Source organism: Sorangium sp. So ce362 (genome assembly GCF_051519845.1).
In the GTDB taxonomy this organism is placed as follows: domain Bacteria; phylum Myxococcota_A; class Polyangia; order Polyangiales; family Polyangiaceae; genus Sorangium.
In genome coordinates, this window is record NZ_CP150332.1 from 2,131,314 (window position 1) to 2,155,260 (window position 23,947).

A 23,947-nucleotide genomic window follows, 5' to 3' on the forward strand; every position below is an offset into this window, starting at 1 on the left:
CCGGGCGGCTCGCAGAGCCCGGGCGCTCGGAGGCTCAGATGCCGTTGACTGGAGAGCGCAGCCGTCCCGACCCGCAGAAGAGCCTCGTCGGCTTCGTGGTCGGCGACGTGCAGTACGCGATCGACATCACGCGGGTGCGCGAGATCGTGAATCCGCTCGAGGTGACCATGCTGCCGCACACGCCCCCCGAGGTCTCCGGCGTCGCGAACCACCGCGGCGAGGTGGTGCCGGTGATCGAGCTCCGCGTGCGCTTCGGGCTGCCTCCGGTCGAGCCGAGCCGCAGCACCAAGTGGATCCTGGTCGACGTGGGGACGCACACGGTGGGGCTCGTCGTCGACGCCGTGACGGAGGTCTTCGGGACGAGCGGCGACTACCGGCCGACGCCGCCCGTGGGCGGCAGCGGCGATCTGCGGGGCATCGTGGGGGTGACGACCCACGACGAGCGGATGATCTTCGTGCTCGACGTCGGGCGCTTCATCGAGCTCGCGCTCGCGCTCGCCGCGTCGGGCGCCCTCCTGGAGGCCCCGTGAGCCGCGCCTTCGACGATCTCGGCCCGTACGGGGGTCCGCGCGTGAGCGACGCGGGCCCCTGGCCGACCGAGCCCGAGTCCATCGCGCCCAGCGTGCGGAGCACGCCGATGCCGATCGCGGCCATCGCCGCGGCGCTCGCCGCGGACGACGCCGAGGAGCGCCGCCAGGCGGCCGCGCGGCTCGGCAGGGCGGACGTCACGGAGGCCCTGCCGCTCCTGCTGCGCGCGCTCGGCGATCCCGACTGGCGCGTCCGGAAGGAGGCGACCTACGCGTGCCACCGGCTGATCCAGGCGGCGCCGCCGCAGGGCGCCGAGGGCGAGCGGCCGCCCGCGCCGCCGGTCGGCGCCGAGGGAGAGCGGCCGTCCGCCGCGCAGCTCCTCGTCGGGGCGGTGCTCGGCGCGCTGCGGGAGAGCGACGACGTCGGCCTCAGGAACGCGGCCATCGAGGTGCTCGGCTACTGCGGCGGCGACGCCACGCCGGCGCTCGTCGCGGCGCTCGGCGAGCTCACGGGGGACGAGCGCAAGCTCGTCGTCGACGCGCTCGGCCGCACGCGCGACCCGGCCGCGCTCGACGCGCTCTACGCGGCGCTCGCGGAGAAGGACGACAACCTGCGCCAGAGCGCGATCGAGGCGATCGCCGGGATGGGGCTCATCGCGCGCGAGCGGGTGACGGACATCCTGTACGAGCGGCTCGGCGATCGGGATCGCTTCGTGCGGCTGACCGCGCTGAACGGGCTGAACGGGCTCGAGGCGCCGGTGCCGTGGCGGGTGCTGTCGCTGCTCATCGACGACCCGATCCTCCGCTCGGCGGCGCTGGTCGCCGCGGCGCTCGCGGAGAGCCCGGAGGCGCCGCGGGCGCTCGCTGCGGCGCTCGCGACGGCGCGGGGCGGCGCCTTCGCGCAGCTCGTCCGGGCGCTCGCGCGGCTCGTCGAGGGGCCGCTCGCGTCGCACGTGGTCGACGCGCTGCGCGCGGCTCCGCAGGAGGTGGGCGCCCGCCTCGTGCAGGTCGCCTCCGCCGCGCCGGGCTCCGCCGGCGCGGAGCCCCCGTCGTGGCGCGGCGTCGGCGTGGATCCGGTGGGCGGGCGCGCGCACGCGCTCCTGCTCGCGGCGATGGCGCGCGCGCCTGGCGCGGCCGACGCCGCGGTGCAGGCCATGATCGAGCCCGCGCTCGTCGAGACGGCGCAGCGCGCGCTCGGGCTGCTCGGCGGGGAGGCGCTGCCCGCGGTGCTCGCCTACCTCGAGCGGCACATCGATCCCGATCCGGATCTCTGGGAGGGCCTCGACGACGCGACGGCCGCGCTCATCGACGGCGCCGTGGCGATCGCGGAGCAGCGCTGGCGCGAGGGCGCGCTGGCGCGTCCGCCGCAGCCCGCCGCCGATCCGACGCTCGACGAGCTGCTCGGCGCGGTGCGGAGGTCGGTCAAGAGCCCCTCGACGCTCGTGGCGACCAGCGCGCTCTACGGCCTGGCGAAGATCGGCACCGCGGACGACTTCTCGCGGGTCGTGTCGCAGACCCGCGCGATCTCGCTGCCGGTCGCGCGCGCCGCGGAGTGCGCGCTCGCGGGGCTTTCGGAGCGGTACCCCGAGCCGGCGCGCGCGCTGGCGCGCCCGCTGATGCAGGCGGAGGAGACCCACCTCGCGGCGGCGATCGTGATCGAGGCGCTCGGCACGGCGGATCCTGAAGAGATCGCGTTCCTCACGAGCGCCGCGTCGGTGGGGGACGTGCGCGCGCGCCGCGCGGCGGTGACCGCGATCGCGGCGGCGGCGGGCGTCTCGGCGCTCGAGGTGCTGAGCCTCTCGCTGGCGGACGAGGAGCGGGAGGTCCGGCTCGCGGCGGCGCGGGCGCTCGGCCGCCTGTACGCCTCGCTCGCGGATCGGGCGGGGGACGAGCGGGCGCGCGCCCGCGAGCTGCTCGGGCTTGTGCGCGCGTCGGGGGAGCCGGAGCTCGTCGCGGCGGCGGCGCAGGGGGGCGCCCCGTTCCGCTCGGATCCGCCGTGGGGCGAGGCCGGGGATCGGCCGGGCGCGCCCGCCTCGAGCGAGGGCGGCGAGGGAGCGACGTCCCCCTCGGGGATGTCCGGCGGGCCGCCGTCGGGGAAGGTGCTGTGAACCGGCGGCGGGACGACGAGATCCGCCTCTTGCCTGACGAGTTCCAGAGGCTGCGCGACCTCTTCAACAAGCACTGCGGGCTCCAGTTCGGTCCCGAGGCGCGCACGTCGATGGAGCGCCGGCTCCGCGAGCGGGTCGTGGTGCTCGGGCTCTCGTCGTTCGCGCAGTACCACGAGTACCTGCGCACCCACAGCCGCGCGCGCGCCGAGCTCGACGAGGCGATAGAGCTCATCACGGTCAACGAGACGTACTTCTTCCGCGAGGACTACCAGCTGCGCGCCCTCATGACCGAGATCGTGCCGATGATCGTCAAGGCGGGGGGCGCCAAGGGCCGGCTGTCGATCTGGAGCGCGGGCTGTTCGACGGGCGAGGAGGTCTACTCGATCGCGATCACGGCGCGGGAGTCGGGCGCCGTGGATCGCGGCGAGGTCCGGATCTTCGGCAGCGACATCTCGCGCCGCTGCGTGGTCGCCGCGCGCAAGGGGATCTACGGCGCCTCGTCGTTCCGCGTGGCGCCGCCCGAGCTGAAGCGGCGCTACTTCACGGAGCGGCTGGACGGGTTCCACGTGGTGGACGAGCTGCGCTCGCTCTGCCAGTTCGGCCACCTGAACCTGCTCGACTCGTCGCGCGCGGCGGTGGTCGGGCGGGTGGACGTCATCTTCTGCCGCAACGTCCTCATCTATCTGGACGAGGAGTCGCGGCGCCGGGTGATCGACATCTTCTACGAGCGCCTCTCGCCCGGCGGGTTCCTCCTGCTGGGCCACTCCGAGTCGCTCCTGAACGTCACGACGGCGTTCGAGATCGTGCACCTGCGGGAGGATCTCGTGTACCGAAAGCCGGCGGCCACGCTGCGTCTGGGGCTCGCGGAGACCTTCCCGGAGCGGGGGGGCGGGGAGGAGGGCGGATGAGGCGCCGACGAAGTCGAGGCTGTACGGGCGACGGGTGGTCCCATGGCGCTCCGGGTGGGGTAGAATGAACCTCCGGCGGAAGGTTTTGCGCTCATGACATTCGCTCCCCTGCGCGTGCTCGTCGTCGACGACTCCGCGTACAACCGGCGCAACATCGCCGAGATCTTGAGCGGAAGCGACGAGATCGAGGTCGTGGGCAAGGCCGGAGACGGCGACGACGCGCTCCGTCAGGCCGCCCAGCTGAGGCCGGATGCGATCACGCTCGACCTCGAGATGCCGCGGATGGACGGCTTCACCTTCCTCCGCATCCTGATGGCGAGGCAGCCCACGCCTGTGATCATCGTCTCGAGCTACAGCCACAAGGAGAACGTCTTCAAGGCGCTCGAGCTCGGCGCCGTGGATTTCGTGGCGAAGCCGGACCGGCAGTTCACGGCGGACGCGCAGATCCGCAGGGAGATCATCCAGAAGGTCCTGCTTGTGCGCTACCTCCGGCCCCGGTCTCCGATGCCGGCGGCCACGGCTCCGACCCGGGCGTCGCAGCCTGCGCTGCAGCGCCCGGTGCAGGAGTCGTCGCGGCTCGGGGTCTCGCTGCGCCACCTCGTGGCGGTCGGCTCGTCGACCGGCGGTCCCACGGCGCTCCTGGAGATCTTCAACCGCATCCCGGATCGCTTCCCCGGCGCGATCTTCATCGCGCAGCACATGCCGGACAAGTTCACCCGCACGTTCGCCGAGCGGCTCGATCGCAAGGGCGGGCTCCGCGTTGTGGAGGCGCAGAACGGCGAGCAGGTGCTGAGCCGCAAGGCCTACGTATGTCCCGGGAGGATGTGCATGGAGATCGCGGTGACGCCGGGCAGCGGGGTCGGGTTGAGCGGCGACATCCGGATCCGGGTGGGGGCGCCGGCGCCCGGCGATCGGTACGTGCCGAGCGCGGATCGGCTGTTCCGGAGCGTGGCGCAGGTGGGCGGCAGCCGCGCGGTGGGCATCATCCTGACGGGGATGGGGGATGATGGGGTGAACGGTGCGCGGGCGATCCGCGCGGCCGGGGGCACGGTGGTGGCCGAGAGCGAGGACTCGGCGGTGGTCTACGGCATGCCGGGGGCCGCGGTGCGGGCGGGGGTCGTGAACGAGAGCCTTCCGTTCACGGCGATCGGCGACTTCATCGCGCTGCTCTCCTGAGGCGGCGCGGTAGATCCGCTGGAAGCCCGAAGGAAGAGAGGTTTCTGCCCGTCTCCTCGCCTGGCCCTCTTCCTCTGCTGTCTTCCCTCTGTGTCCTCTGGGCCTCTGTGGTTTAAAATCTCTCCCTTCATCACATCTCCGCCGGTGCTGTGTGTGCTCCAGCCCCCCGACTTCTGGAGGTTCGCGGCCGTTTCGCCTGACTGTCAAAGTTGACCCCTCGGGCGCATCGTGAGACAGGTCGGTCCCTGACATGCGGATCCGACGCGCCGCACGCAGGCTTGTTTGTTTTGGCTGGATGGCCGCCCTCTCGGGCGTCGCTCTCGACGGCCTCGCCGCGCCTCCGGAGGCTGCGGCCGAGCCGGTGAAGGCCGAGCCGGTGAAGACCGAGCCGGTGAAGGCCGAGCCGGTGAAGACCGAGCCGGTGAAGGCCGAGCCGGCTGCGGCCGAGGCGAAGAAGGCCGAGCCGAAGAAGGACGGGGCGGCCGACGGCAAGGCGGACCGGCCGGAGGCGAAGAAGGCCGGCGAGGTCAGGGCGGAGAAGCCGGCGCCGGCCAGGCCCGCCGCCGCGTCGAGCGGGAAGGACGGCGCGAAGCGCGTGGCCGCCAAGACGCCGGCGAAGCCGGCGGCGCGATCGAAGGCGCCGAAGAAGGGCGCGACAAAGATCCCGCGCAAGGCGGGGGAGCCCGGCGTCCCGGACGCGGCCGCGCGGCGGGTCATCGCGGGCACCGCGACGCCGGCGGGGGCGAGCGTCGCCGAGTCGCCCGAGCTCCGCACGATGCGCGACATCGACCTGGCCCTGTTTCCCGGCGCGACCCCGAGCGCCGGGCCCGCGTGGCCGGTCGACGGCACGCTCCTGCTCGGCGCGGGCGAGCCGCGCCTCGAGGCCTCCGGCCTGCCGCCCTCGGGGCTGCCCGTCGCGCCGGCGATGTCCGAGGAGACCCGCGACATCTCCTGGCTGCGCCAGCTCGATCTGCCCGAGATCCCGGTGCGCTGGGACGGCCGGGTCGTGCGCTACCTCGAGTACTACAAGGACGACCCGCGCGGCCGCTCCGCCGTGGTCACGTGGATCAAGAGGAGCGGCCGCTACGGCGCCGCCATCCGCCGCGTCCTCCGCGAGCAGGGGCTCCCGGAGGACCTGCTCTGGCTCTCGCTCGTCGAGAGCGGCTTCGACCCGACCATCCACTCGCCGGCGGGCGCCGCCGGCCTCTGGCAGTTCATGCCCGAGGGCGCGCGCATCTACGGCCTCACCGTCGACCGATGGGTCGACGAGCGGCTGGATCCAGAGCGCTCCACCCTCGCGGCGGTGCGGTACCTCTCGGATCTGCGGCGGCGCTTCGGCGGCTGGGAGCTCGCGTTCGCGGCGTACAACATGGGGTACGGCGGGCTGCTCGCGTCGATCCGGAAGTACAACACGAACGACTTCTGGGAGCTGTCGCGGCTCGAGGCGGGGATGCCGCTCGAGACGGCGCTCTACGTGCCGAAGATCCTCGCGATCGCGATCGTGGCGCGGAACCTGAAGGTGTTCGGCTGCGACGACGTCGAGCTCGATCCGGCGGTGACGTTCGACAAGATCTCGCTCGGCTCCGGGATATCGCTGCAGTCGGTGGCGGCCGCGGCGGGGGCCGGGGCGCCGGAGATCGAGGCGCTGAACCCGCAGCTCGTGGCGAAGCGCACGCCGCCCTTGCCGGTGGACGCGAAGGAGCAGGCGCGCTGGGAGGTCCGGGTGCCTGCGGGCGCGGGGGCGCGCGCGGCGAAGTCGATGCCGAAGCTCCTGGAGCGCGAGCCGAAGCTCGAGCGCTACCTGGTCCGCTGGGGCGAGTCGCTCGACGACATCGCGACGTTCCGGGGGACGACGCGCTGGACGCTGCAGACGCTGAACGGCCTGCGGCCCGGCGAGCCGGTGCGCCCGGGGGCGCTGCTGTTCGTCCCGGCGGCGGCGGGCGTGGGCGTGGCGGCGGCGGAGCACCTGCTCGCGAACGGCGCGCCGCTCTCCTCGGAGGCGAAGCCGGTCGTGGTGGTCCCGGCGCAGCGCTTCTCTTACGAGGGTCGCCGGCGCGTCTTCTACCGCGTTGTCGCGGGCGATGCGCTCCGGGAGCTCGCGGCGGTGATGTCGGTGACGCCCGACGAGATCTGCCGCTGGAACACGCTGGCGCCCGGGGCGTCGCTGCACGAGGGGATGACGCTCCAGCTGTTCGTCCCGAGGTCGCACCGTTACGATGGGGTGTTCCTGCTCGACGAGGCCGGCGCGCGCGTCCTGGAGGTCGGCTCGGAGGAGTTCTTTGCCCACTTCGAGGCGCTGAAGGGGCGGAAGCGCATCGAGATCGCGGTGCGAGAGGGGGATACGTTCAGCAAGCTCGCGAGCCGCTACGGCCTGAGCGTCGGCAGCCTGGAGCGGATCAACCAGCGCTCGCGGCGGAGCCCGCTGATGCCCGGGGATCGGCTCGTTGTGTACGTGCCGACCTCGCGGCCGGACGAGCCGGCGCCGGTCGAGCCGCGCGAGGACGAGGTCCGCGTGGCGTCGGCCCAGGCGGCGGGCGTGGTGGACGACGGCGACAAGGCGGCCGCGGCCGAGCCGGTGAAGCCGGCGGTGCTGATGGCGCCCGCCGAGGCCGCGCGCGCGAGCGCCGGGAAGGACGGCCGCGAGGGGGCCGTCGTCAAGGACGGGAGCCGCACGCCGGGAGGCGCTGCGGCGGCCGCGAGCGAGACGAAGCTGGCGCGGGCCGAGAAGGCCGAGGCGGGCGAGACGAAGCCGGCGCGGGCCGAGAAGGCCGAGGCGGGCGAGACGAAGCCGGCGCGGGCCGAGAAGGCCGAGGCGGGCGAGACGAAGCCGGCGCGGGCCGAGAAGGCCGAGGCGGGCGAGACGAAGCCGGCGCGGGCCGAGAAGGCCGAGGCGAGCGCGGGCGACAAGCCCGGCGGCGCCGGCGCGGCGGGCGCGGGCGATCAGGCCGGAGCGACGCCGGAAGAGAAGAAGACCGCCGAGAGCGAAAAGAAGCCGGCGCCGGGCGGCGCAGACGAGAAGAAGCCGGCGGGGCGCGACAAGGGAGCGCAGGCCAGGGAGAAGCCCGCGGCCGGCGCCGGCACCGCGCTGTGAGTCGAGTGGCCCTGCGGCCCTGGTGAGCTCCTCCCGGCAGGCCTCCCGGAAGGCAAGACAGCCGGCGTCGTGGTCAGGCTTTGCCTGAAGGCTTCTTCAGGTCTCGTCGCGTCCGTGAACGCTGGCTGGCGGGCTCGTCGCTTCCACCGCGGTGAAAGGTTCGATGATCTTGTAAAAATGCGATGCGCCTTTAGGCACGGTCCAGGAGTCGCCCGGCTCCAGGCGCACCATCTGCCCCTCGATGTGCAGCTCGGCTCGCCCCTCGATGACGAACCCCACCGTCTCGTAATCGCGCACGGTGGGCTGTTTGGCGTCGCCCGGCAGCTCTCGCTCCCAGAGTCGCATCGAGACCTGGATCCCGGAAGCCAGGTATTTTTGCCCCATCTGGCCTCTCGGGGAGCGGCCGGAGGAGACCTTCATGATGGTTGTGTCGCCCATGTGCGCGTCGCTTTCCTCGAGTCGTTCGCCGGGTGTGGCAGCAATCGTGGGCGGCGATCGTGGATCCGAGCCCGGCACGAGCGAATCAGGCTTCTCCCGCATTCCGGGTCCGTCTTTCGTCGTCCGTTCTCCGTTGCAGAGAACGTATCGCGCCGGGGAGAAGTGCTGTAGGATGGCTCGCGCAGGAGGCGCGTCCCGTGGACCTGGGGATCGGATGTTACGTCGTGCGGGAGCAGGCGCATGAGGGATCGGGCGACGCGAGCGCTGGGCGGTGGGGGTGCCGGAGGCATGTCTCGGCTCGCCTCGCGTCGCTGGCCGCGTCCGTCCGGGCGTGCTCCGTGAGGGTGGGGCGCGCCGCGCTGCCGGAAAGCCGCTGATGTCATCGCCGACGAGTTCGACATGGCTCGCCTCCGGCGTGCTGATCGACAGGAAGTACCGGCTCGTGCGCCAGATCGGCGAGGGGGCCATGGGCGTCGTCTGGTCGGCGGTGAACGTGGCGACCGCCCGCGAGGTGGCGCTGAAGCTGATCCACCGCCCCGAGACCGAGTTCCGGCTGCGGTTGCAGCGCGAGGCGCGCAACTGCGGGGCGCTGCGGCACCGGAACGTCATCGACGTGTACGACATGGGCGAGACCGAGGCCGGGGAGCCGTTCCTCGTGATGCAGCTGCTCACGGGGGAGACCGTGGCCGAGCTGCTCGCGCGGCGGCGCCGGCTCGACCCGCCGGTCGCGGCGTCGATCGGGCGCGACGTGGCCCGGGGCCTCGCGGCGGCGCACGCGATGCACATCATCCACCGCGATCTGAAGCCGGCGAACATCTTCCTGCACCGCGAGCCGGACATGGACGAGCCGGTCGTGAAGGTGCTCGATTTCGGCGTCGCGAAGAACCTCTCGGTCAACGACGGCCTGCACACGGTGCTGGGCGGCGCGGTGGGGTCGCCGCTCTACATGAGCCCGGAGCAGGTGAGGGCCGAACCGAACGTCGATCACCGCGCCGACCTCTGGGCGCTCGGCGTGGTGCTGTTCGAGATGCTGACCGGCATGCGGCCGTTCCAGGGGGACGCGCAGGCGGTGTTCATGGGGATCCTGACGGGCGAGATCCCCACCGTGTCCAAGTACCTGCGGCGGGTGGACCAGGGGCTCGTCGACCTGATCGCCCGCTGCATGCGGCGGGACCGCGCGGACCGGATCGGCTCGGCGGCGGAGCTCGCGGCGCAGCTCGATCGGTACGCGGCGCGGGGCGTCGGCTCGGGCATGGACGCGGCGTGGCGGCAGACGTCGCCGGAGGGGCAGGGGCTGCTTCCGGGCGAGGGCGTGGACGGCGGCTGGCAGGGGGTGCAGGCCGGAGCGGCGCAACCCGGGTCGCAACCCGGGTCGGTGGCGCAATCCGGGTCGCAACCCGGGTCGGTGGCGCAACCCGGGTCGGTGGCGCAATCCGGGTCGGCGGGCGTCGACGGGGGCGCGGGAGCGCTGCCGCTGGCGCTGCTCGGTGGGGGGCCGCGGGCTCCGATCCCGTTGCACGAGCCGCCGGGGGCGGGCGGGTTGCCGTCGCAGCGGTCGGGGCAGGTGGCTGCGGGGCAGGCGGCCGGCCCGAGCCAGGTGGCGTATGCGGGGCAAGCGGCGGTTGCGTCGCCTCGACGCGCGGGGAGCTCAGGGCAGCACATCGCCGCGGCGTCGGCGGGTCGCGCCCTGTGGGAAGAGGACGTGGCGACCCTGCCGATCACGCGGGGGAGCGCGGAGGCGGCCGGGGCTGGCAAGCCGCGCGCGGGATCGGGGCAGCACCCGGCGGCGGGACACCCCGTGGCTGCGCTGTTGACGCCGTTGCCTTCGCCGGCCGGCGCGTCAAGGCAGTCCCACGCGAGCTGGGCGCAGCCGGTGCAGGCTGCGCCGGCGCAGGCCGCGCCGGGGGCGCACCCGGAGCGCGGGCCCTGGGGAATGACGATGCGCATGGCCTCGCCGACGATGCCGGAGGGAAACGCAGGGCCGGGCGGCATCGGTCTTGCGGGCACGCCGGCCCGCGGCAGCGTCGGCGCGTCGTCGAGCCGGATCCCGGAGTCGACGGTGAAGCTCGCGCCGGAGGCGGGCGCGAGCGTCTCGGACTCCAGGCCGTCGGACTCCAGGCCGTCGGACTCCAGGCCGGGCGCAACGACGGGCACGGGCGTGCCGCAGCAGGCGGGGAGCTCGTCGACGACCCCGCTCGTCTCGAACCACCCGGCGGTCCATCAGACCGGGGCGTACATGGCCCAGGGGGCTCAGGAGGCCGCGCCGCAGGGCGACGATCTGAAGCGCAAGCGGACGGCCGCGACGCTGGCGATCGCGGCTGCCGCGCTGTCGCTGATCCTCGTGGGGATGCTCATCGCGTTGCGCTCGCAGGAGACGGCGCCCGCCGCGCCGCCGCCGTCCGGGAGCACGATGATGCCCGGGATCACCCCGGAGAGAGACAAGGGGAAGCCGGAGGGCGGCGGCGCTCGGCCACAGGACGACCGGCTCCCGGAGCCGCCCGCGGGAGCGCCGACGGGCTCGGCGGTGAAAGCCCCGTCCGAGCCGCCGGCGGCGCAGAGCGCCGCTCCGGTGAGCAGCGCCGGTACCGCCGCGAGCGGCAGCGCCGGTACCGCCGCGAGCGGCAGCGCCGGTACCGCCGCGAGCGGCAGCGCCGGGACCGCCGCGAGCGGCAGCGCCGGTACGGCGACGAGCGGCAGCGCGGGCAGCGCGACGGGCGCCGGCACAGCGGCGGGCGGCACGCCGACGACGGCGAGCAGCGCGAAGCCGCGCGCGGTACCGAGCTCGCCTCCGCCGGCGACAGCGCAGACCGCCAGACCCCCCTCGAATCCGTGCGCTGATCTCAAGTTCATGGCGAAGCAAAAGTGCATGGCGAATTTGAAAAAGTAGGCTTGATGCTCCGGGGTCTGGCGCCGCTTCTCCCGCGCTGACACGGCGATCGCTCGCACCGGTGCTCGCAAGAAGCGATGCGCGGGTGACGCTCCGGTGTGCTGAGCGCAGGCCGCGCAGGAGCGCGCCGGACCCGACCTCGCGCTCCTGCGCCCCGCCGCCGCCCGGGCACGTGCCTTTACTTGACGGTACGCTATCTCACCTGCGACAATCGCCTCCGAGCGCGTTCGATCTGTCTCTGCGCCCGTCCTCAACGCGAGCCCATCCATGCCCTCTCCCTCGCCTCCTGCCGCGCCGCCGCCAGGTGCGCTCGTTTGCGGCAAATACCGGCTGCTCCGTCGGATCGGCGAGGGGACGATGGGGGTCGTCTGGGCCGCGCACAACGAGGCCACGTCGCGCGAGGTGGCGCTCAAGCTGCTCGCGCGGCCCGACCCGGAGCTCCGCGTCCGGCTCCTCCGGGAGGCGCGGGCCTGCGGCGCGGTGAGCCACCGGAACATCGTTGATATCTACGATGCTGACGCGACCGAGAACGGCGATCCGTTCCTGGTCATGCCCCTGCTGTCCGGCGAGACGCTCTCCTCCTTGCTCAAGCGCAAGCGAAAGCTGGAGATCCCCGAGGCCTCGCGCATCGCTCGTGACATCGCGCGCGGCCTCTCCGCGGCGCACGAGCGTGGCATCATCCACCGGGACCTGAAACCGTCCAATATCTTTCTCCACACCGAGCCTGGCGAGAGCGATTACGTCGTCAAGATACTCGACTTCGGCGTGAGCAAGGTCCTCGCGGGGCCCGATCAGGTACGCACCGCGACAGGCATCCTCATCGGCTCGCCCGCCTACATGAGCCCGGAGCAGGTGCGGGCGCAGGGCGATATCGACACGCGCGCCGACCTCTGGGCGCTCGGCGTGTTGATGTTCGAGATGCTCACAAGCCGGCGGCCGATCCAGGGCAGGGCGGACGAGGTCCTCAGACACGTGGTGCAGGGTGAGATCCCGACGGTCGCCCAGATCGTCTGGCAGGTCGACCCCGGCCTCGATGCCCTTGTGGCGCAGTGTCTCCGGCGCGATCGCGAGCAGCGGCCGCGCTCGGCGGCGGATGTGGCCGCGGCCCTTGAGCCGTTCGTCAGGCCGTCGGCGCAGCCGCGCAGCGCCTCGTCGCCGGGATCGTCGCCGGACCTGCGGTACGACGTGCCGCAGCAGCCGGGGCGAGGGCCGTGGGGCGGGGCGGCGCCAGGGCCATTGCCGGCGGCCACGACGCCGCTTCCGGTGTCGGTGGCGTCTCTGCAGCTCCCGCACGGGCGCGGGAGCTCGCCGGCTCTATCGCCGCACGGAGGGGGCGCATCGCCGGCGCAGGCGCCTCCTCCGGGCGGGGGCCCGGCGGCGCCGGCGCCCCGGAAGCCGACGGCGAGCCATCCCCTGCTGGGGGAGAACGGGACCGTCAAGCTCTCACCGGCGGAGGCGTCCGTTCATCGGCAGGCGTTCGGCGCTGCGCAGGCGTCTGCGGCCGGAGCCGTCGCGCAGGTGCCCGCGCCGGCGCCGCCGCCGGTGGGCGTCACCGTGCCGCTCGGGCCGCTCCGCGCGCCGGAGCGATCGTCGCCTGAGCTTGCCCGGTCGCGGGTCGCGTGGATCGCGCTGGCCGTGCTCGCGGCGGTGCTCCTCGTGGGGATCGGCATGGCCGCGGGGTACCTCCTGTTGCGCGCCGGGGCGGAGAGCCCGGGAGGTCGCGGTGGCGCGCGTGTTACCTCGCGATGACGCCCTTTCGTTCTGCGATAGATAACGATACCTTGCGCGCCTCGGTGCGGCGCCTCGACCAGCCCTGTTGAGCTCGATGTCCAAGTCCTTCACGCACATCGCTGCCGGCCTGGTGATCGCCGAGAAGTACAAGCTGGTGAGGCGGCTGGGCGAGGGCTCCATGGGCGTGGTGTGGGCGGCGCTCAACCTGTCCACGTCGCGCGAGGTGGCGCTGAAGCTCATTCACCGCCCGGATCCCGAGCTCCGGCGGCGGCTGCAGCGGGAAGGGCGGAATGGCGGGGCGTTGCGGCACGGCAACGTCATCGACGTGTACGACATGGGCGAGACCGAGTTCGGCGAGCCCTTCCTCGTGATGCAGCTGCTCGCGGGAGAGACGCTCGCGGAGCTGCTCCAGCGCAGGCGTCGGCTCGACGCGGACGTGGCGGCGGCGATCGGGCGCGACGTGGCGAGGGGCCTCGCCGCGGTGCATGCGGCGCACATCGTCCACCGCGATCTGAAGCCGGCGAACATCTTCCTGCACCGCGAGCCGGACGTGGACGAGCCGGTGGTGAAGGTGCTCGATTTCGGGGTCGCGAAGAACCTCGCCCTGAACGACGGCATCCGCACGGCGACCGGCGGCGCGGTCGGGTCGCCGCTCTACATGAGCCCGGAGCAGGTGAGGGCCGATCCGAGCGTCGATCACCGCGCCGACCTCTGGGCGCTCGGCGTGGTGCTGTTCGAGATGCTGACCGGCATGCGGCCGTTCCACGGGGACGCGCGGGCGATCTTCACCGGGATCTTGACCGGGGAAATCCCGAAGATTTCCAGGTACTTGCGCCGGGTGGATCCGGGGCTCGTGGAGCTCGTGGCGCGGTGCATGGCGCGCCACCGGGACGAGCGGATCGGGTCGGCGGCGGAGGTCGCGGAGCTCCTCGACGGGTACACGGCCGCGGGAGCGAGGTCGGGCGGGAGGGCGGGCGCCGCCGTGGGGGGCGCGGGTGGAGGCGGCTACGCGGCGCCGGCGGGGATGGCGCCGGCGCTGGGGGCGAGCGTGGTGCCGGCGGGGATGCCGCCGGCGCTGGGGGCGAGCGTGGTGCCGGCGGGGATGCCGCCGGCGCTGGGGGCGAGCGTGGTGCCGGCGGGGATGCCGCCGGCGCAGAGGGCGAGCGTGGTGCCGGCGGGGATGCCGCCGGCGCTGGGGGCGAGCGCCGGGGCCGAGCCGGTGTGGAACGCTGAGCTGACCCAGAAGCTCGATCCGGAGGTCATGGCGGGCGCGGACGCGGGGGCGCGCGTCTCGCCGGCACGAGGACAGGACGAGCCGGGCAGATCGGGGAGCTCGACGACCGCGCCGCTCGTGCCGGGCCGGGAGGCGGTCGGGGCGGGAGCGCAGCCGTCGCCGTGGGCAGCGCGCGCGACGCCGCCGCCGCCGCTGGAGCAGCAGCGGCGCCCGGCGAGGGTCCAGGTCCCCGGCGCGATCCTGGCGTTGCTGGCCGCCTTCGCCGCTGGGCTCGTGGGAGCGGTGCTCTTCTTCGCCCTGCGCGCGCCCGAGGGCAGCGAGGTGCTCGCGGAGCCTGACGCGTCGATCGATGCCGGGGTCGCGAGCGAGGTCAGCGTCGTCCGGCCGGCTGAGACGCTGCCTCCTCCGGCGGCGCCTGCACCGCAAGCTCCGGCCGCGGCTGAGCCGATCGAGGGCGATGCCGACGCGGATGCGGGCGCGGCGAGCGACTCGGGCCACGCGGAGGCGGACGCCTCGGCGTCACCGGCGCCGAGCGCTCCGGCCGCAGCGGCGACGGCCGTCACGGGGGCGGCGGCGGCGGCGCCGGCGGCGGCGCCGTCTGCGCCGCGGAGCGCCGTTGCCGCGCAGCCCGTGGGCAAGGCGCCTGGGAAAACGGCTGCGCCGTCGCCTCCGCAGCAGCCCGCTGCCAAGCGGCCCAAGGTGGATCCCTGCGCGGGAAAGACGGGGTTCATGCGGACCAACTGCCTGCGGGAGAACGAGAAGAAGCGGGATCCGTACGCGCCCTGAGCGGCGTCGACCGCCGAGGCGCGCGTTCCGTGATTCCGGTCGCGCTGGAGCGATGGTAAGCCCGCGGTGAGCTGACGGCGTGACCCGGGGGGGCATATGTCGGAACCGATCGAGGCGTACAGGCTCCTTCCGGGCATGCTGCTCGCGCGGAAGTACCGCCTGAGCCGCAAGATCGGGCAGGGCGCGATGGGGGTCGTCTGGGCCGCGAGGAATGAGGCCACGGGGCGCGAGGTGGCGCTCAAGGTGATCGCCCGTCCTGATCCGTCGCTGCGCAAGCGGCTCCTCCGCGAGGCGCAGTCCTGCGGCGCGCTCCAGCATCCGAACATCGTCGACGTGATCGATGTGGCCCGCGCCGAGGGCGGCGAGCCGTGCCTCATCATGGAGCTGCTCGTGGGCGACAGCGTGGCCGCGCTGCTCGAGGCGCGGCGCCGTCTGGAGGCGCCGCTGGCCGCCCGGATCGCGCACGACGTGGCGGGCGCGCTCGCCGCGGCGCACGCCGTGCAGATCGTGCACCGCGACCTCAAGCCGGCGAACGTGTTCCTGCACCGCCCGCCCGAGGTGGGCGACTTCGTGGTCAAGGTGCTCGACTTCGGGGTGGCGAAGAGCCTCGCGGCCGCGAGCGGGTTGACGTCGACGCTCGATGTGGTGGGCTCGCCGGTCTACATGAGCCCGGAGCAGCTGCGCGCGGACGAGGACCTCGATGCGCGGGCGGATCTCTGGTCGCTCGGGGTGATGCTGTTCGAGATGCTCACCGGCGTGCGGCCGTTCCAGGGCGAGGGGCCGCAGCTGCTATCGCAGATCCTGTCGGGGGAGATCCCGAAGGTGTCCCGCTATTTGCGGCGCGTGGACGAGCGGCTCGTGCGGATCGTCGATCGGTGCCTGCGCAGGGAGCGGCAGGAGCGGTTCGGGACCGCGGAGGAGGTGGCGCGGGAGCTCGCGGCGTTCGTCGTGTCGACCGCGGGGGAGGCGGAGCGCGGGGCGCTGCACATCACGGGGGAGCGCGGGAGGCCGCCGCTGGGGAGCACGGCGGATCAGGAGACGGTGATGGCTCCGGCGCGAGGGCAGGGGAGCGCGGTCGGCGCGGAGGACGTGGTGACGACGGTGCCGCTCGGGCGGCCGGGGACACCGGCGACGGAGAACGGCGGCGGGAAGACGGCGGTGGCGCAGAGCGCGCCGATCGTGCAGAGCGCGGTGGCGGCCGGGCACGCCTCGCAAAGAGGAACGGCGCCGGGCACGAGCGCCGGAGCTCCGGCTGCCGGCGCCGGACCCATGGTGACGCTTCGTGGGACGCTCGTGATGCGAGGGAAGGCCGCCGAGGCGCAGCACCAGGCGGCGATGTCCATGATGCGCGCGGCGCAGGCACAGCAGGCCGGCGCGCGTGCCGCGGGCGCGCAACCCGCGGCGAAGGGGCGGGCTGCCGGCGAGGCGAGGCGAAGGGGAGGGAAGCGCACGGCCGTGGCCGTGACGCTGGTGGTGGGCTTGATCGTGGGCGCGATCGCTGCAACGTGGCTCGTCGGCTGGGGGGAGCCGACACCGCCCGCCGGAGCTGATGGAGGCAGCGAGCCGGCCGTGGGCGCGGCGGAGGCCACACCGCAGGAGAGGGCTCCCGCTGCGACGACAGCGGCGCCTGCTGCTGAAGGATCGGGACAGCCGGCGGCGGCGGAGAGAGCCGCCGCGGGCGCAGAGCGCAGGGCTGCGGCGCCGGTCGAGCAGGAGCAGCACGAGGCCCAGGTGGACGCACCGCCGCAGCAGCGCGCGCTTCCGCCCGCTCCACCTGTCCCCGGAGGGACAGCGGTCCAGGTGAAATCGTCGCCGCCGACGGGGACGGCAGCAGCCACCGCGGGAGCGCGGACACCGTCGTCCGGCGGGACGTCCGTCCGTGGAAAGACGCAGACGGCGGCGGAGTCGGTGTACGACGAGGCGCCGCGATCTCCGCCTCCGCCACCCGCCCGCGCCGCATCGCCGGCTGACGCCGCGAGTGCAGCGGAGAAGAAGAAACCCGCGCCGCCTCGGCCGTTCTGAGCAGCCTGGCCCGTCGCCTTGACGCCCGTCCCGCCACGGCGTCGTCCTCGAGCTCGCCGCGACGTGCGCCCTGTGCGCTGCGGCCTCACGCGCGTCCGCCGCGCTAGGCCTGCGCGATCGGCGCGCGATCGGTTACGCTGCTCCCACCCGCAGGAGGCGCCCCGGCGCATGCAGCTCGAATCAGGCTCGATCATCGCCGACAAGTACCGCCTGGAGCGCGCGCTCTCCGCGGGAGGCATGGGCTCGGTCTGGGTGGCGCAGCACGTCCAGCTCGGCACGCACGTCGCCGTCAAGTTCATGGGCACGGCCTACGCCGGATCGCCGGCGTTCCGCGCCCGCTTCGAGCGTGAGGCGCGCGCCGCGGCGCACCTCCGGAGCCCCCATGTCGTACAGGTCTACGACTTCGGCTTCGAGCAGGGCGTGCCGTACCTCGTGATGGAGCTCCTGCGCGGGGAGGACCTGAGCGCGCGGCTTGCGCGGGTGCGCAGGCTCTCGCTGCCGGAGACGCAGCGCCTCCTTGTGCACGCCGGGAAGGCGCTGCGGAGCGTGCACGACGCCGGGCTGGTCCACCGGGACCTGAAGCCGGCGAACCTGTTCCTGGCGCGCGTCGACGGCGAGGACGAGGACCAGCTCAAGCTGATCGATTTCGGCATCGCCAAGGACACGACGTCGAAGCTCGTGACGGAGGCGTCGACGACCGGCGAGGTGATGGGGTCGCCGCACTACATGAGCCCGGAGCAGCTCCGGGCCGAGCGCGACATCGACGCGCGGAGCGATCTCTGGGCGATGGGCGTCATCCTGTTCCGGATGGTGACCGGCTACCTGCCGTTCCCGGGCGAGGTGCTGGCGCAGGTGATGACGCGGATCCTCGTGGAGCCGATCCCGACGGCGCGGCAGCTCGCGCTGGATCTGCCGCCGGCGCTCGACGCGTTCTTCGCGCGGGCGCTTTCGCGCGACCGGAACCACCGGTTCCAGAGCGTGCGCGAGATGGTCGAGGAGTTCGGCCGGGCGGCAGGCGTGCCGGTGTTCTCGTCGTCAGGGGTGGGGGGCGGAGGATCGAACCCGTTCGGGTGGACGGCGGTGGGGACGCCTGTCGCAGGAGGGGCCGCGGCGCTGGGTGGCGCGGGGGCAGCGGGGCCGGCAGCTGCGGCGGGTGTGGCGATCGCGGGGACCGCGGCGCCCGGTGGCCATGCCGGTGGCTATGGAGGTGCGGCCTATCCGGCGGGATCTGCGCAGGGGCCGGGCGGCGGGAGCGGCGCTGCGGCCGTGTCGCAGGGCGCCTCGCCGGGCACGCTGACCGATGCGATTCACGTGTCGGCGTCGGCGCAGCCGCGCTCGCGAAGGGCGCGCGCGGCGTGGATCGCCGCGGGAAGCCTGGCGATCGTCGCCGTGGGGGTGGGGCTGGGCGTGATGTTGCGGCGCGTGCTGGAGGCGCCGGGAGCCGAGGCGGGCGCGGCGGCCGCAGCGAGCGTGAACGCCGAGGCGGGCGCGGCGGCCGCAGCGAGCGTGAAGGCCGAGGCGAGCGCGGCGGTGGAGGCGACGGCGGTGGAGGCGACGGCGGGCGCTGCGGCGCCGGCCGCGGGCGAGCCGGCGGCCCCGAAGGCGGTGGCATCCGCGGCGGGAGGGGGGGCGCAGGCCGAGGGGGCAGAGCCGGCGGTTGTGCCAGGGCCGGAGCCAGCGCTGACGTCGATGCAAGGTGTGTCGGGTGGTGCTGCTGGAGCGAGCGCGGCGCCTGAGCGGGCGCAGGTTCCCGGGGCAGCGTCGCCGGCGACGAGCGCCGCCCCGGCTGCCCCCAGGGAGGCACCGACTGCCGCGCCGAAGCGCGAGGTGGCGCCACGAATGTGGTCCGAGATCGGAGGGCAGAAACCGGCGAGCTCGGGGACGTCCCCGGGGCGCCCCAGGCGGGACTGGGGGTTTTGAGGGAGATATCGACAGGCGAGCCGCTCGGGTTGCTTCCTGCGTCCGGGAGGTTGGGGCCACGAGCGTCGCGCGCTGCGGGCTTCTCGGTGCGGCGGGCTGTCAAGGGGCAACCGCGAAAGATCGATGGGGCACATCGAAAAACCGATGTGCGGCATCGAAAAGTCGATGTGCGACGGCCAAAGATCGAGGTGCGATCTCGACGAACCGGGGGCTCACTTCGCCGGGCCGAAGGTGCGCATCGACGGGTCGATGGGTGACCTCCGCCGGGCGCCATGGCGCATCGGTGCGCTGCGCCCGGAGCGTTCAGGGCGAGGTGAGCTCGGGCGAACTCCACGCCGGCCACAGCGCTTGATGCAAGCGTCGCAGCGGAGCCTCGGACGACGGGTGAGCCGTCGCAAGCGTTGAGGCGAGCTGCGCGGCGGGAATCGGGGTGGCTCGGCGCCCGAGGCGCGCTGCGAGGCCGGCGAGGTGCCCGTTGCGTGCGCTGACCGCGCTGATTGCGCGGCGGAGAGCTGATTTCAAGCGTTGCAGCGGGCTGCAGTGTGCCAGCAGCCGGTGGGATCTCGGCGGAGTGTCGGTGGTGCTCGCCGCGGTGGCCGACGTATCGGGGCGGTCTAGTTGAAGGCGAGCGTGTCGGCCGCGATCCCTGTGTCGGCTCTGAGGCCGGTGTCGCCGTCGCCGCCGCCGCCGAGGCCAGCCGCGCCGAGCTGGATGGCAACACCGCTGAGGGGCGGCGGGGTGCCGTTGAACGCGATGCCGAGAGAATGGCCGCCCTGCCCGCCGCCACCCTTGCCGCCGTCGCCGCCGCGGCCGCCTCGGCCGCCGTCGCAGGCGCCGTGCAGGCCTTGGGACCTGTTCGGATCAACCGTTCCGCCCAGACCGGCCGCGCCGCCGTCGCCGCCCGGCTGTCCGTCGCCGCCATTGCCACCACGGCCTCCATCGCCAGCCTTCAGGACGAGGGCTTCGAAGGAAAGCGTGGCACCGACGCTGAGGAGCGCGATGCTGGCGCCGCCCGGGAAGCCACCACGGCCGCCCAGACCGCCGCAGCCGCCCGTCCCGCCGGAGCCACCGGCCGCGCCGGCGCGGTCTGCGATGAGGTCATCGAGACAACGATAGTCTCTCGAGACCGACAATTCGCCTCGGTCGCCGCCGCCGCCGCCACCGCCCTGCCCAGGCGCGCCACGGCGCCCAGGGGCTCCGGAGACGCCGGCATAGCCGGTCATGGAGATGCTACCGGGGCCCTCTGCGCCTGCGCCGGGGGTACCCCTGGGACGGATGTTGCCCGAGGTGCCATTGGTGCAGCGGCCCGATGAGCTCCAGCCTGTGCCGCCATTTTCCTCATCGCCGCTTGCCGGGAGAAGGGGTGTTCCGTTGCCCCCGGGGCCACCCATCGCAGGCCAGCTCCATCCGCCGTATCCACCGGTCGAATCATCGGTCGGATCGTCGGGGGTGCCGCACTGATTCACCACGGTGGCCCCGCCGGGGACGCGCTCACCATCCGCGCGGGTACATCCGGGGCTTCCCGTATACCCTGGTACGCCTGGAATGGCCGGCTCCGTGAAGGTCGCGCCATCCGCGCCCGGCGCTGCATCTCTGGCCTCCAGCTCGCAGCGCACGAGCTCCACGGCCGTGCCGTGCGCGATGGCGGCGATCGACGAGACCCCTGCGCCGTTGTGTTGCTGCGCGGTCGACCTCGCCACGACGTGCAGGTCCTCGATCCGGACGGTCCCCGATGGCCCGCCCATGGTCAGCGGGATCCTGCCTTCGCCTGCGGTCAACACCGTCTTGGTCGCGTCGCCGGCCCAGATCCAGCCGTTGTTGCAGTCGAGCCCGCCGTAGAGGGTGACGCCGCCCGGCACCGCGACGACTTCGCTGAACTCCTCACCGGCGCCGGCGCACGCGTAGACGCGCCCGGTACTATTCTGCTGGGCTTGGTGGATGGCCTCCTGGAGCGAGCCGAACGGTGCTGCCTTCGTTCCTGTGCCCCCGGAGCCGGCGCGGCTCGCCGACGCGAACACGCCGCACGTGTCGTCGACCGCGCCGGTGCTCTCGCGGGGCACGCACGTCTCGCCCGGCGGGTCGGCGTCCGGCGGTCCCGCGTCCGGCGGTCCCGCGTCCGGCCGGTCGGCGTCCGGCGAGTCTGCGTCCGGCGGGGCCACTCCGTCTGTCCCAAGGCTTCCACACCGATGCTGCTCGTCGCAATCCGGTCGAAGGCAGCCCGTTGCCTGCACCACGCCGATCGCCGATGCCATGACCAGCGCCGAAGCCCCGTGTGCGGTGAGCCGCATCGCCCTCTTGGTCTGTCGGTTCATGGTTTCCTCGACTCAGAAGACGCCGCCGGCGGCGAGGCCCCCGCCGCCTGGGGTCACGAGCGGAACGACGCGCACATGCTTCTCCGCCGTGCTCGGCGGGGTCGCAACCCAGGAGTACCCGAGCGTCCCGAGCACGGCCACGCCCCCGCCGATGAAGCTCCACATGGCGATGTTGCTGAAGAGGTACTTGTCGTCGACCAGCGAGCTCAGCTCCTCGCACTGCTGCCTTTGGCTGCCGGGGGCGGGGCGCGAGCAGTTCACGGCTCCACCGTCCATGGCATCGATCACGGCCCACTGTCGTCTCGCGTCGCTCGCCTTGCCGTTCGCGACCAGCGTGAACGCGACGCCCGCGATCACCCCGGCTCCGGCCGCGGCCCCGCCACCGAGGAGCACGGCTGTTCTGATATCGTTGCCCGGGGAGGCGGATGTGCTCTCCGGTCGCGGTGCTGCGGTCGGAGGCGGCAGATCGAGGGTGACGAGCTCTCTCGTCCCTTCGTTCAGCCGGATCGTCTTCGTGATCGGGTTCCGGCGCGGCGCGACGGCGACCAGCGTGTAGCTCCCGGGGTCGCGTTCCACGGGCGTCCCCTGGCCGATGCGCTCTCCGTCCAGCGTCAGCACCACGGCGCCCGGCGCCGCGCCCCTGACGACGACCTCCAGCGCGGGGATGCGCGGCGCCAGCGCGGCGAGCTCGACCCTCGCGTCGGCCTGGTCCTGCCGGAATACGCGCGGGGCGTCGGCCGCCAGCGGCTCGTCCACGACACGCTGGTAGAACGAGCGCGCCTCGAGCAGGCGGCCGAGCCGCTCGCAGGAGCGCGCGATCATGCGCAAGAGCGGAACGGCGTGGACCAGAGCCGCGGCCTCGCGGAAGGCCGCGAGCGCCTCTTCGTGGCGGCCGGCATCGAAGAGAGCCTGGCCCTTGTCGGCGAGACTCCGGGCCTCGGCTCTGGCCTGATCGGTCGGCTCGGCCTGCTGCGCGATGGCGGCGGCCGGCATGGCCGGAAGGACGAGCGCCAGGAGCAGGACGAGGCGCAGAGGGCGGCGAGGTGTCATGGCTGGAGGGGTGCCGGAGCGATCTAGTTGAAGGCGAGCGTGTCGGCCGCGATCCCTGTGGCGCCTCTGTGGCCGGTGTTGCTGTCGCCGTCGCCGCCGAGGCCAGCCGCGCCGAGCTGGATGGCAACACCGCTGAGGGGCGGCGGGGGGCCGTTGAAGGCGATGCCGAGAGAATGGCCGCCCTGCCCGCCGCCGCCCTTGCCGCCATCGCCGCCGCGGCCGCCGCGACCGCCGTCGCAGGCGCCGAACAGGCCTAGGGACCTGTTCGGATCAACCGTTCCGCCCAGACCGGCCGCGCCGCCATCGCCGCCCGGCTGTCCGTCTCCGCCGTTGCCACCACGACCGCCATCGCCAGCCTTCAGGACGACGGCTTCGAAGGAAAGCGTGGCATCGACGCTGAGGAGCGCGATGCTGGCGCCGCCCGGGAGGCCACCTCGGCCGCCCAGACCGCCGCAGCCGCCAGTCCCGCCGGAGCCACCGGCCGCGCCGGCGCGGTCTGCGATGAGGGTATCGAAACAACGATAATCTCTCGAGACCGCCGATTCGCCTCGGTCGCCGCCGCCGCCGCCACCGCCCTGTCCAGGCGCGCCACGGCGCCCAGGGGCTCCGGAGACGCCGGCATAGCCGGTCATGGAGATGCTACCGGGGCCCTCTGCGCCTGCGCCGGGGGTACCCCTGGGACGGCTGGTGCCCGAGGTGCCATTGGTGCAGCGGTCCGATGGGCTCCAGCCTTTGCCGTGGTTTTCCACATCGCCGCTTGCCGCGAGAAGGGGTGTTCCGTCGCCCCCGTCGCCTCCCATCGCAGGCCAGCTCCATCCGCCGTATCCACTGCTCGAATCATCGGTCGGATCATCGGGGGTGCCGCACTGATTCACCACGATGGCTCCGCCGGGTGCGCGTTCACCATCCGTGCGGGTACATCCGGGGCTCCCGGCCAGCCCTGGTAGGCCTGGAGTGGCCGGCTCCGTGAGAGACGCTCCATCCGCGCCCGGCGCTGCATCTCCGGCCTCCAGCTCGCAGCGCACGAGCTCCACGGCCGTGCCGTGCGCGACGGCGGCGATCGACGAGACCCCTGCGCCGTTGTGTTGCTGCGCGGCGGGCCTCGCCACGACGTGCAGGTCCTCGATCCGGACGGGCCCCGATGGCCCGCCCATGGTCAGCGGGATCCTGCCTTCGCCTGCGGTCAACACCGTCTTGATCGCGTCGCCGGCCCAGATCCAGCCGTTGTTGCAGTCGAGCCCGCCGTAGAGGGTGACGCCGCCCGGCACCTCGACGATTTCGCTGAACTCCTCACCGGCGCCGGCGCACGCGTAGACGCGCCCGGTACTATTCTGCTGGGCTTGGTGGATGGCCTCCTGGAGCGAGCCGAACGGTGCTGCCTTCGTTCCCGTGCCCACGGAGCCGACGCGGCTCGCCGACACGAACACGCCGCACGTGTCGTCGACCGCGCCGGTGCTCTCGCGGGGCACGCACGTCTCGTCCGGCGGGTCGGCGTCCGGCGGGTCGGCGTCCGGCGGGTCGGCGTCCGGCGGGTCGGCGTCCGGCGGGTCGGCGTCCGGCGGTCCCGCGTCCGGCGTCTCCACCGCGGGCCCGCCTGCGGCGCCATCCAGGCAACCTTGATGCCGGTCCTCGCAGTTCCCCAGTGGCGTATCGTAGACACAGCTCGATGTCTGCATCACGCCGATCATCGATGCCATGATCAGCGCCGAAGCCCCGTGTGCGGCGAGCCGCATCGCCCTCTTGGTCTGTCGGTTCAT

General features: G+C 73.6%; 14 protein-coding genes. 10 read left to right on the forward strand and 4 right to left on the reverse strand.

Annotated elements, in window-relative coordinates; all coding sequences use genetic code 11:
- The first annotated feature begins 38 nt into the window (after positions 1 to 38).
- The 5 genes from WMF17_RS08485 (at position 39) to WMF17_RS08505 (ending at position 7,810) form a co-directional block, all read left to right on the forward strand.
- Entirely contained in the window at positions 39 to 530 is a 492-nt protein-coding gene (locus tag WMF17_RS08485; protein WP_437601460.1) for a chemotaxis protein CheW, read from the forward strand.
- Entirely contained in the window at positions 527 to 2,635 is a 2,109-nt protein-coding gene (locus tag WMF17_RS08490; protein WP_437601461.1) for a HEAT repeat domain-containing protein, read from the forward strand. The genes WMF17_RS08485 and WMF17_RS08490 overlap by 4 nt, the downstream gene beginning before the upstream one ends.
- The gene (locus tag WMF17_RS08495; RefSeq protein WP_437601462.1) at positions 2,632 to 3,543 is read left to right on the forward strand and encodes a CheR family methyltransferase; all 912 of its coding nucleotides are present in this window, start codon (positions 2,632 to 2,634) and stop codon (positions 3,541 to 3,543) included. The genes WMF17_RS08490 and WMF17_RS08495 overlap by 4 nt, the downstream gene beginning before the upstream one ends.
- Positions 3,544 to 3,636: 93 nt before the next feature.
- Complete coding sequence (cheB, locus tag WMF17_RS08500) at positions 3,637 to 4,719, forward strand: chemotaxis-specific protein-glutamate methyltransferase CheB (protein WP_437601463.1); 1,083 nt, start codon at positions 3,637 to 3,639, stop codon at positions 4,717 to 4,719.
- Between the two features lie 295 nt (positions 4,720 to 5,014).
- Positions 5,015 to 7,810 carry a transglycosylase SLT domain-containing protein gene (locus WMF17_RS08505; RefSeq protein WP_437648877.1) on the forward strand — a complete coding sequence of 932 codons (2,796 nt, stop codon included), beginning with the start codon at positions 5,015 to 5,017 and terminating at the stop codon, positions 7,808 to 7,810.
- Positions 7,811 to 7,906: 96 nt separating this feature from the next.
- On the opposite strand, the gene WMF17_RS08510 is transcribed toward WMF17_RS08505, so the two are convergent.
- Positions 7,907 to 8,248, reverse strand: coding sequence for a cupin domain-containing protein (locus WMF17_RS08510; protein WP_437604226.1), 342 nt, complete (start codon positions 8,246 to 8,248; stop codon positions 7,907 to 7,909).
- Between the two features lie 376 nt (positions 8,249 to 8,624).
- Here WMF17_RS08510 and WMF17_RS08515 point away from each other — a divergent pair, with 376 nt between their 5' ends.
- The 5 genes from WMF17_RS08515 to WMF17_RS08535 all read left to right on the forward strand — a co-directional run bounded on the left by WMF17_RS08515 (position 8,625) and on the right by WMF17_RS08535 (position 18,828).
- A complete protein-coding gene (locus WMF17_RS08515) occupies positions 8,625 to 11,135 on the forward strand; it encodes a protein kinase domain-containing protein (protein ID WP_437648878.1) in 2,511 nt (836 codons plus the stop codon).
- Between the two features lie 267 nt (positions 11,136 to 11,402).
- Positions 11,403 to 12,884, forward strand: a complete 1,482-nt coding sequence (locus tag WMF17_RS08520) for a serine/threonine-protein kinase (protein WP_437648879.1) — start codon at positions 11,403 to 11,405, stop codon at positions 12,882 to 12,884.
- Between the two features lie 76 nt (positions 12,885 to 12,960).
- On the forward strand, positions 12,961 to 14,886 hold the full coding sequence (locus WMF17_RS08525; protein WP_437648880.1) for a protein kinase domain-containing protein: 1,926 nt from the start codon (positions 12,961 to 12,963) through the stop codon (positions 14,884 to 14,886).
- 96 nt (positions 14,887 to 14,982) lie between these two features.
- On the forward strand, positions 14,983 to 16,908 hold the full coding sequence (locus WMF17_RS08530) for a serine/threonine-protein kinase (protein WP_437648881.1): 1,926 nt from the start codon (positions 14,983 to 14,985) through the stop codon (positions 16,906 to 16,908).
- 168 nt (positions 16,909 to 17,076) lie between these two features.
- Positions 17,077 to 18,828 (forward strand): serine/threonine-protein kinase, encoded by a 1,752-nt coding sequence (locus tag WMF17_RS08535; protein WP_437648882.1) that lies wholly within the window; start codon positions 17,077 to 17,079, stop codon positions 18,826 to 18,828.
- 614 nt (positions 18,829 to 19,442) lie between these two features.
- On the opposite strand, the gene WMF17_RS08540 is transcribed toward WMF17_RS08535, so the two are convergent.
- The 3 genes from WMF17_RS08540 to WMF17_RS08550 form a co-directional block, all read right to left on the reverse strand.
- Positions 19,443 to 20,846 carry a PGRS family protein gene (locus tag WMF17_RS08540; protein WP_437648883.1) on the reverse strand — a complete coding sequence of 468 codons (1,404 nt, stop codon included), beginning with the start codon at positions 20,844 to 20,846 and terminating at the stop codon, positions 19,443 to 19,445.
- 306 nt (positions 20,847 to 21,152) lie between these two features.
- Positions 21,153 to 22,190: a hypothetical protein gene (locus WMF17_RS08545; protein WP_437648884.1), complete on the reverse strand. Its 1,038-nt coding sequence runs from the start codon at positions 22,188 to 22,190 to the stop codon at positions 21,153 to 21,155.
- A gap of 23 nt (positions 22,191 to 22,213) precedes the next feature.
- A complete protein-coding gene (locus tag WMF17_RS08550) occupies positions 22,214 to 23,947 on the reverse strand; it encodes a PGRS family protein (protein ID WP_437648885.1) in 1,734 nt (577 codons plus the stop codon).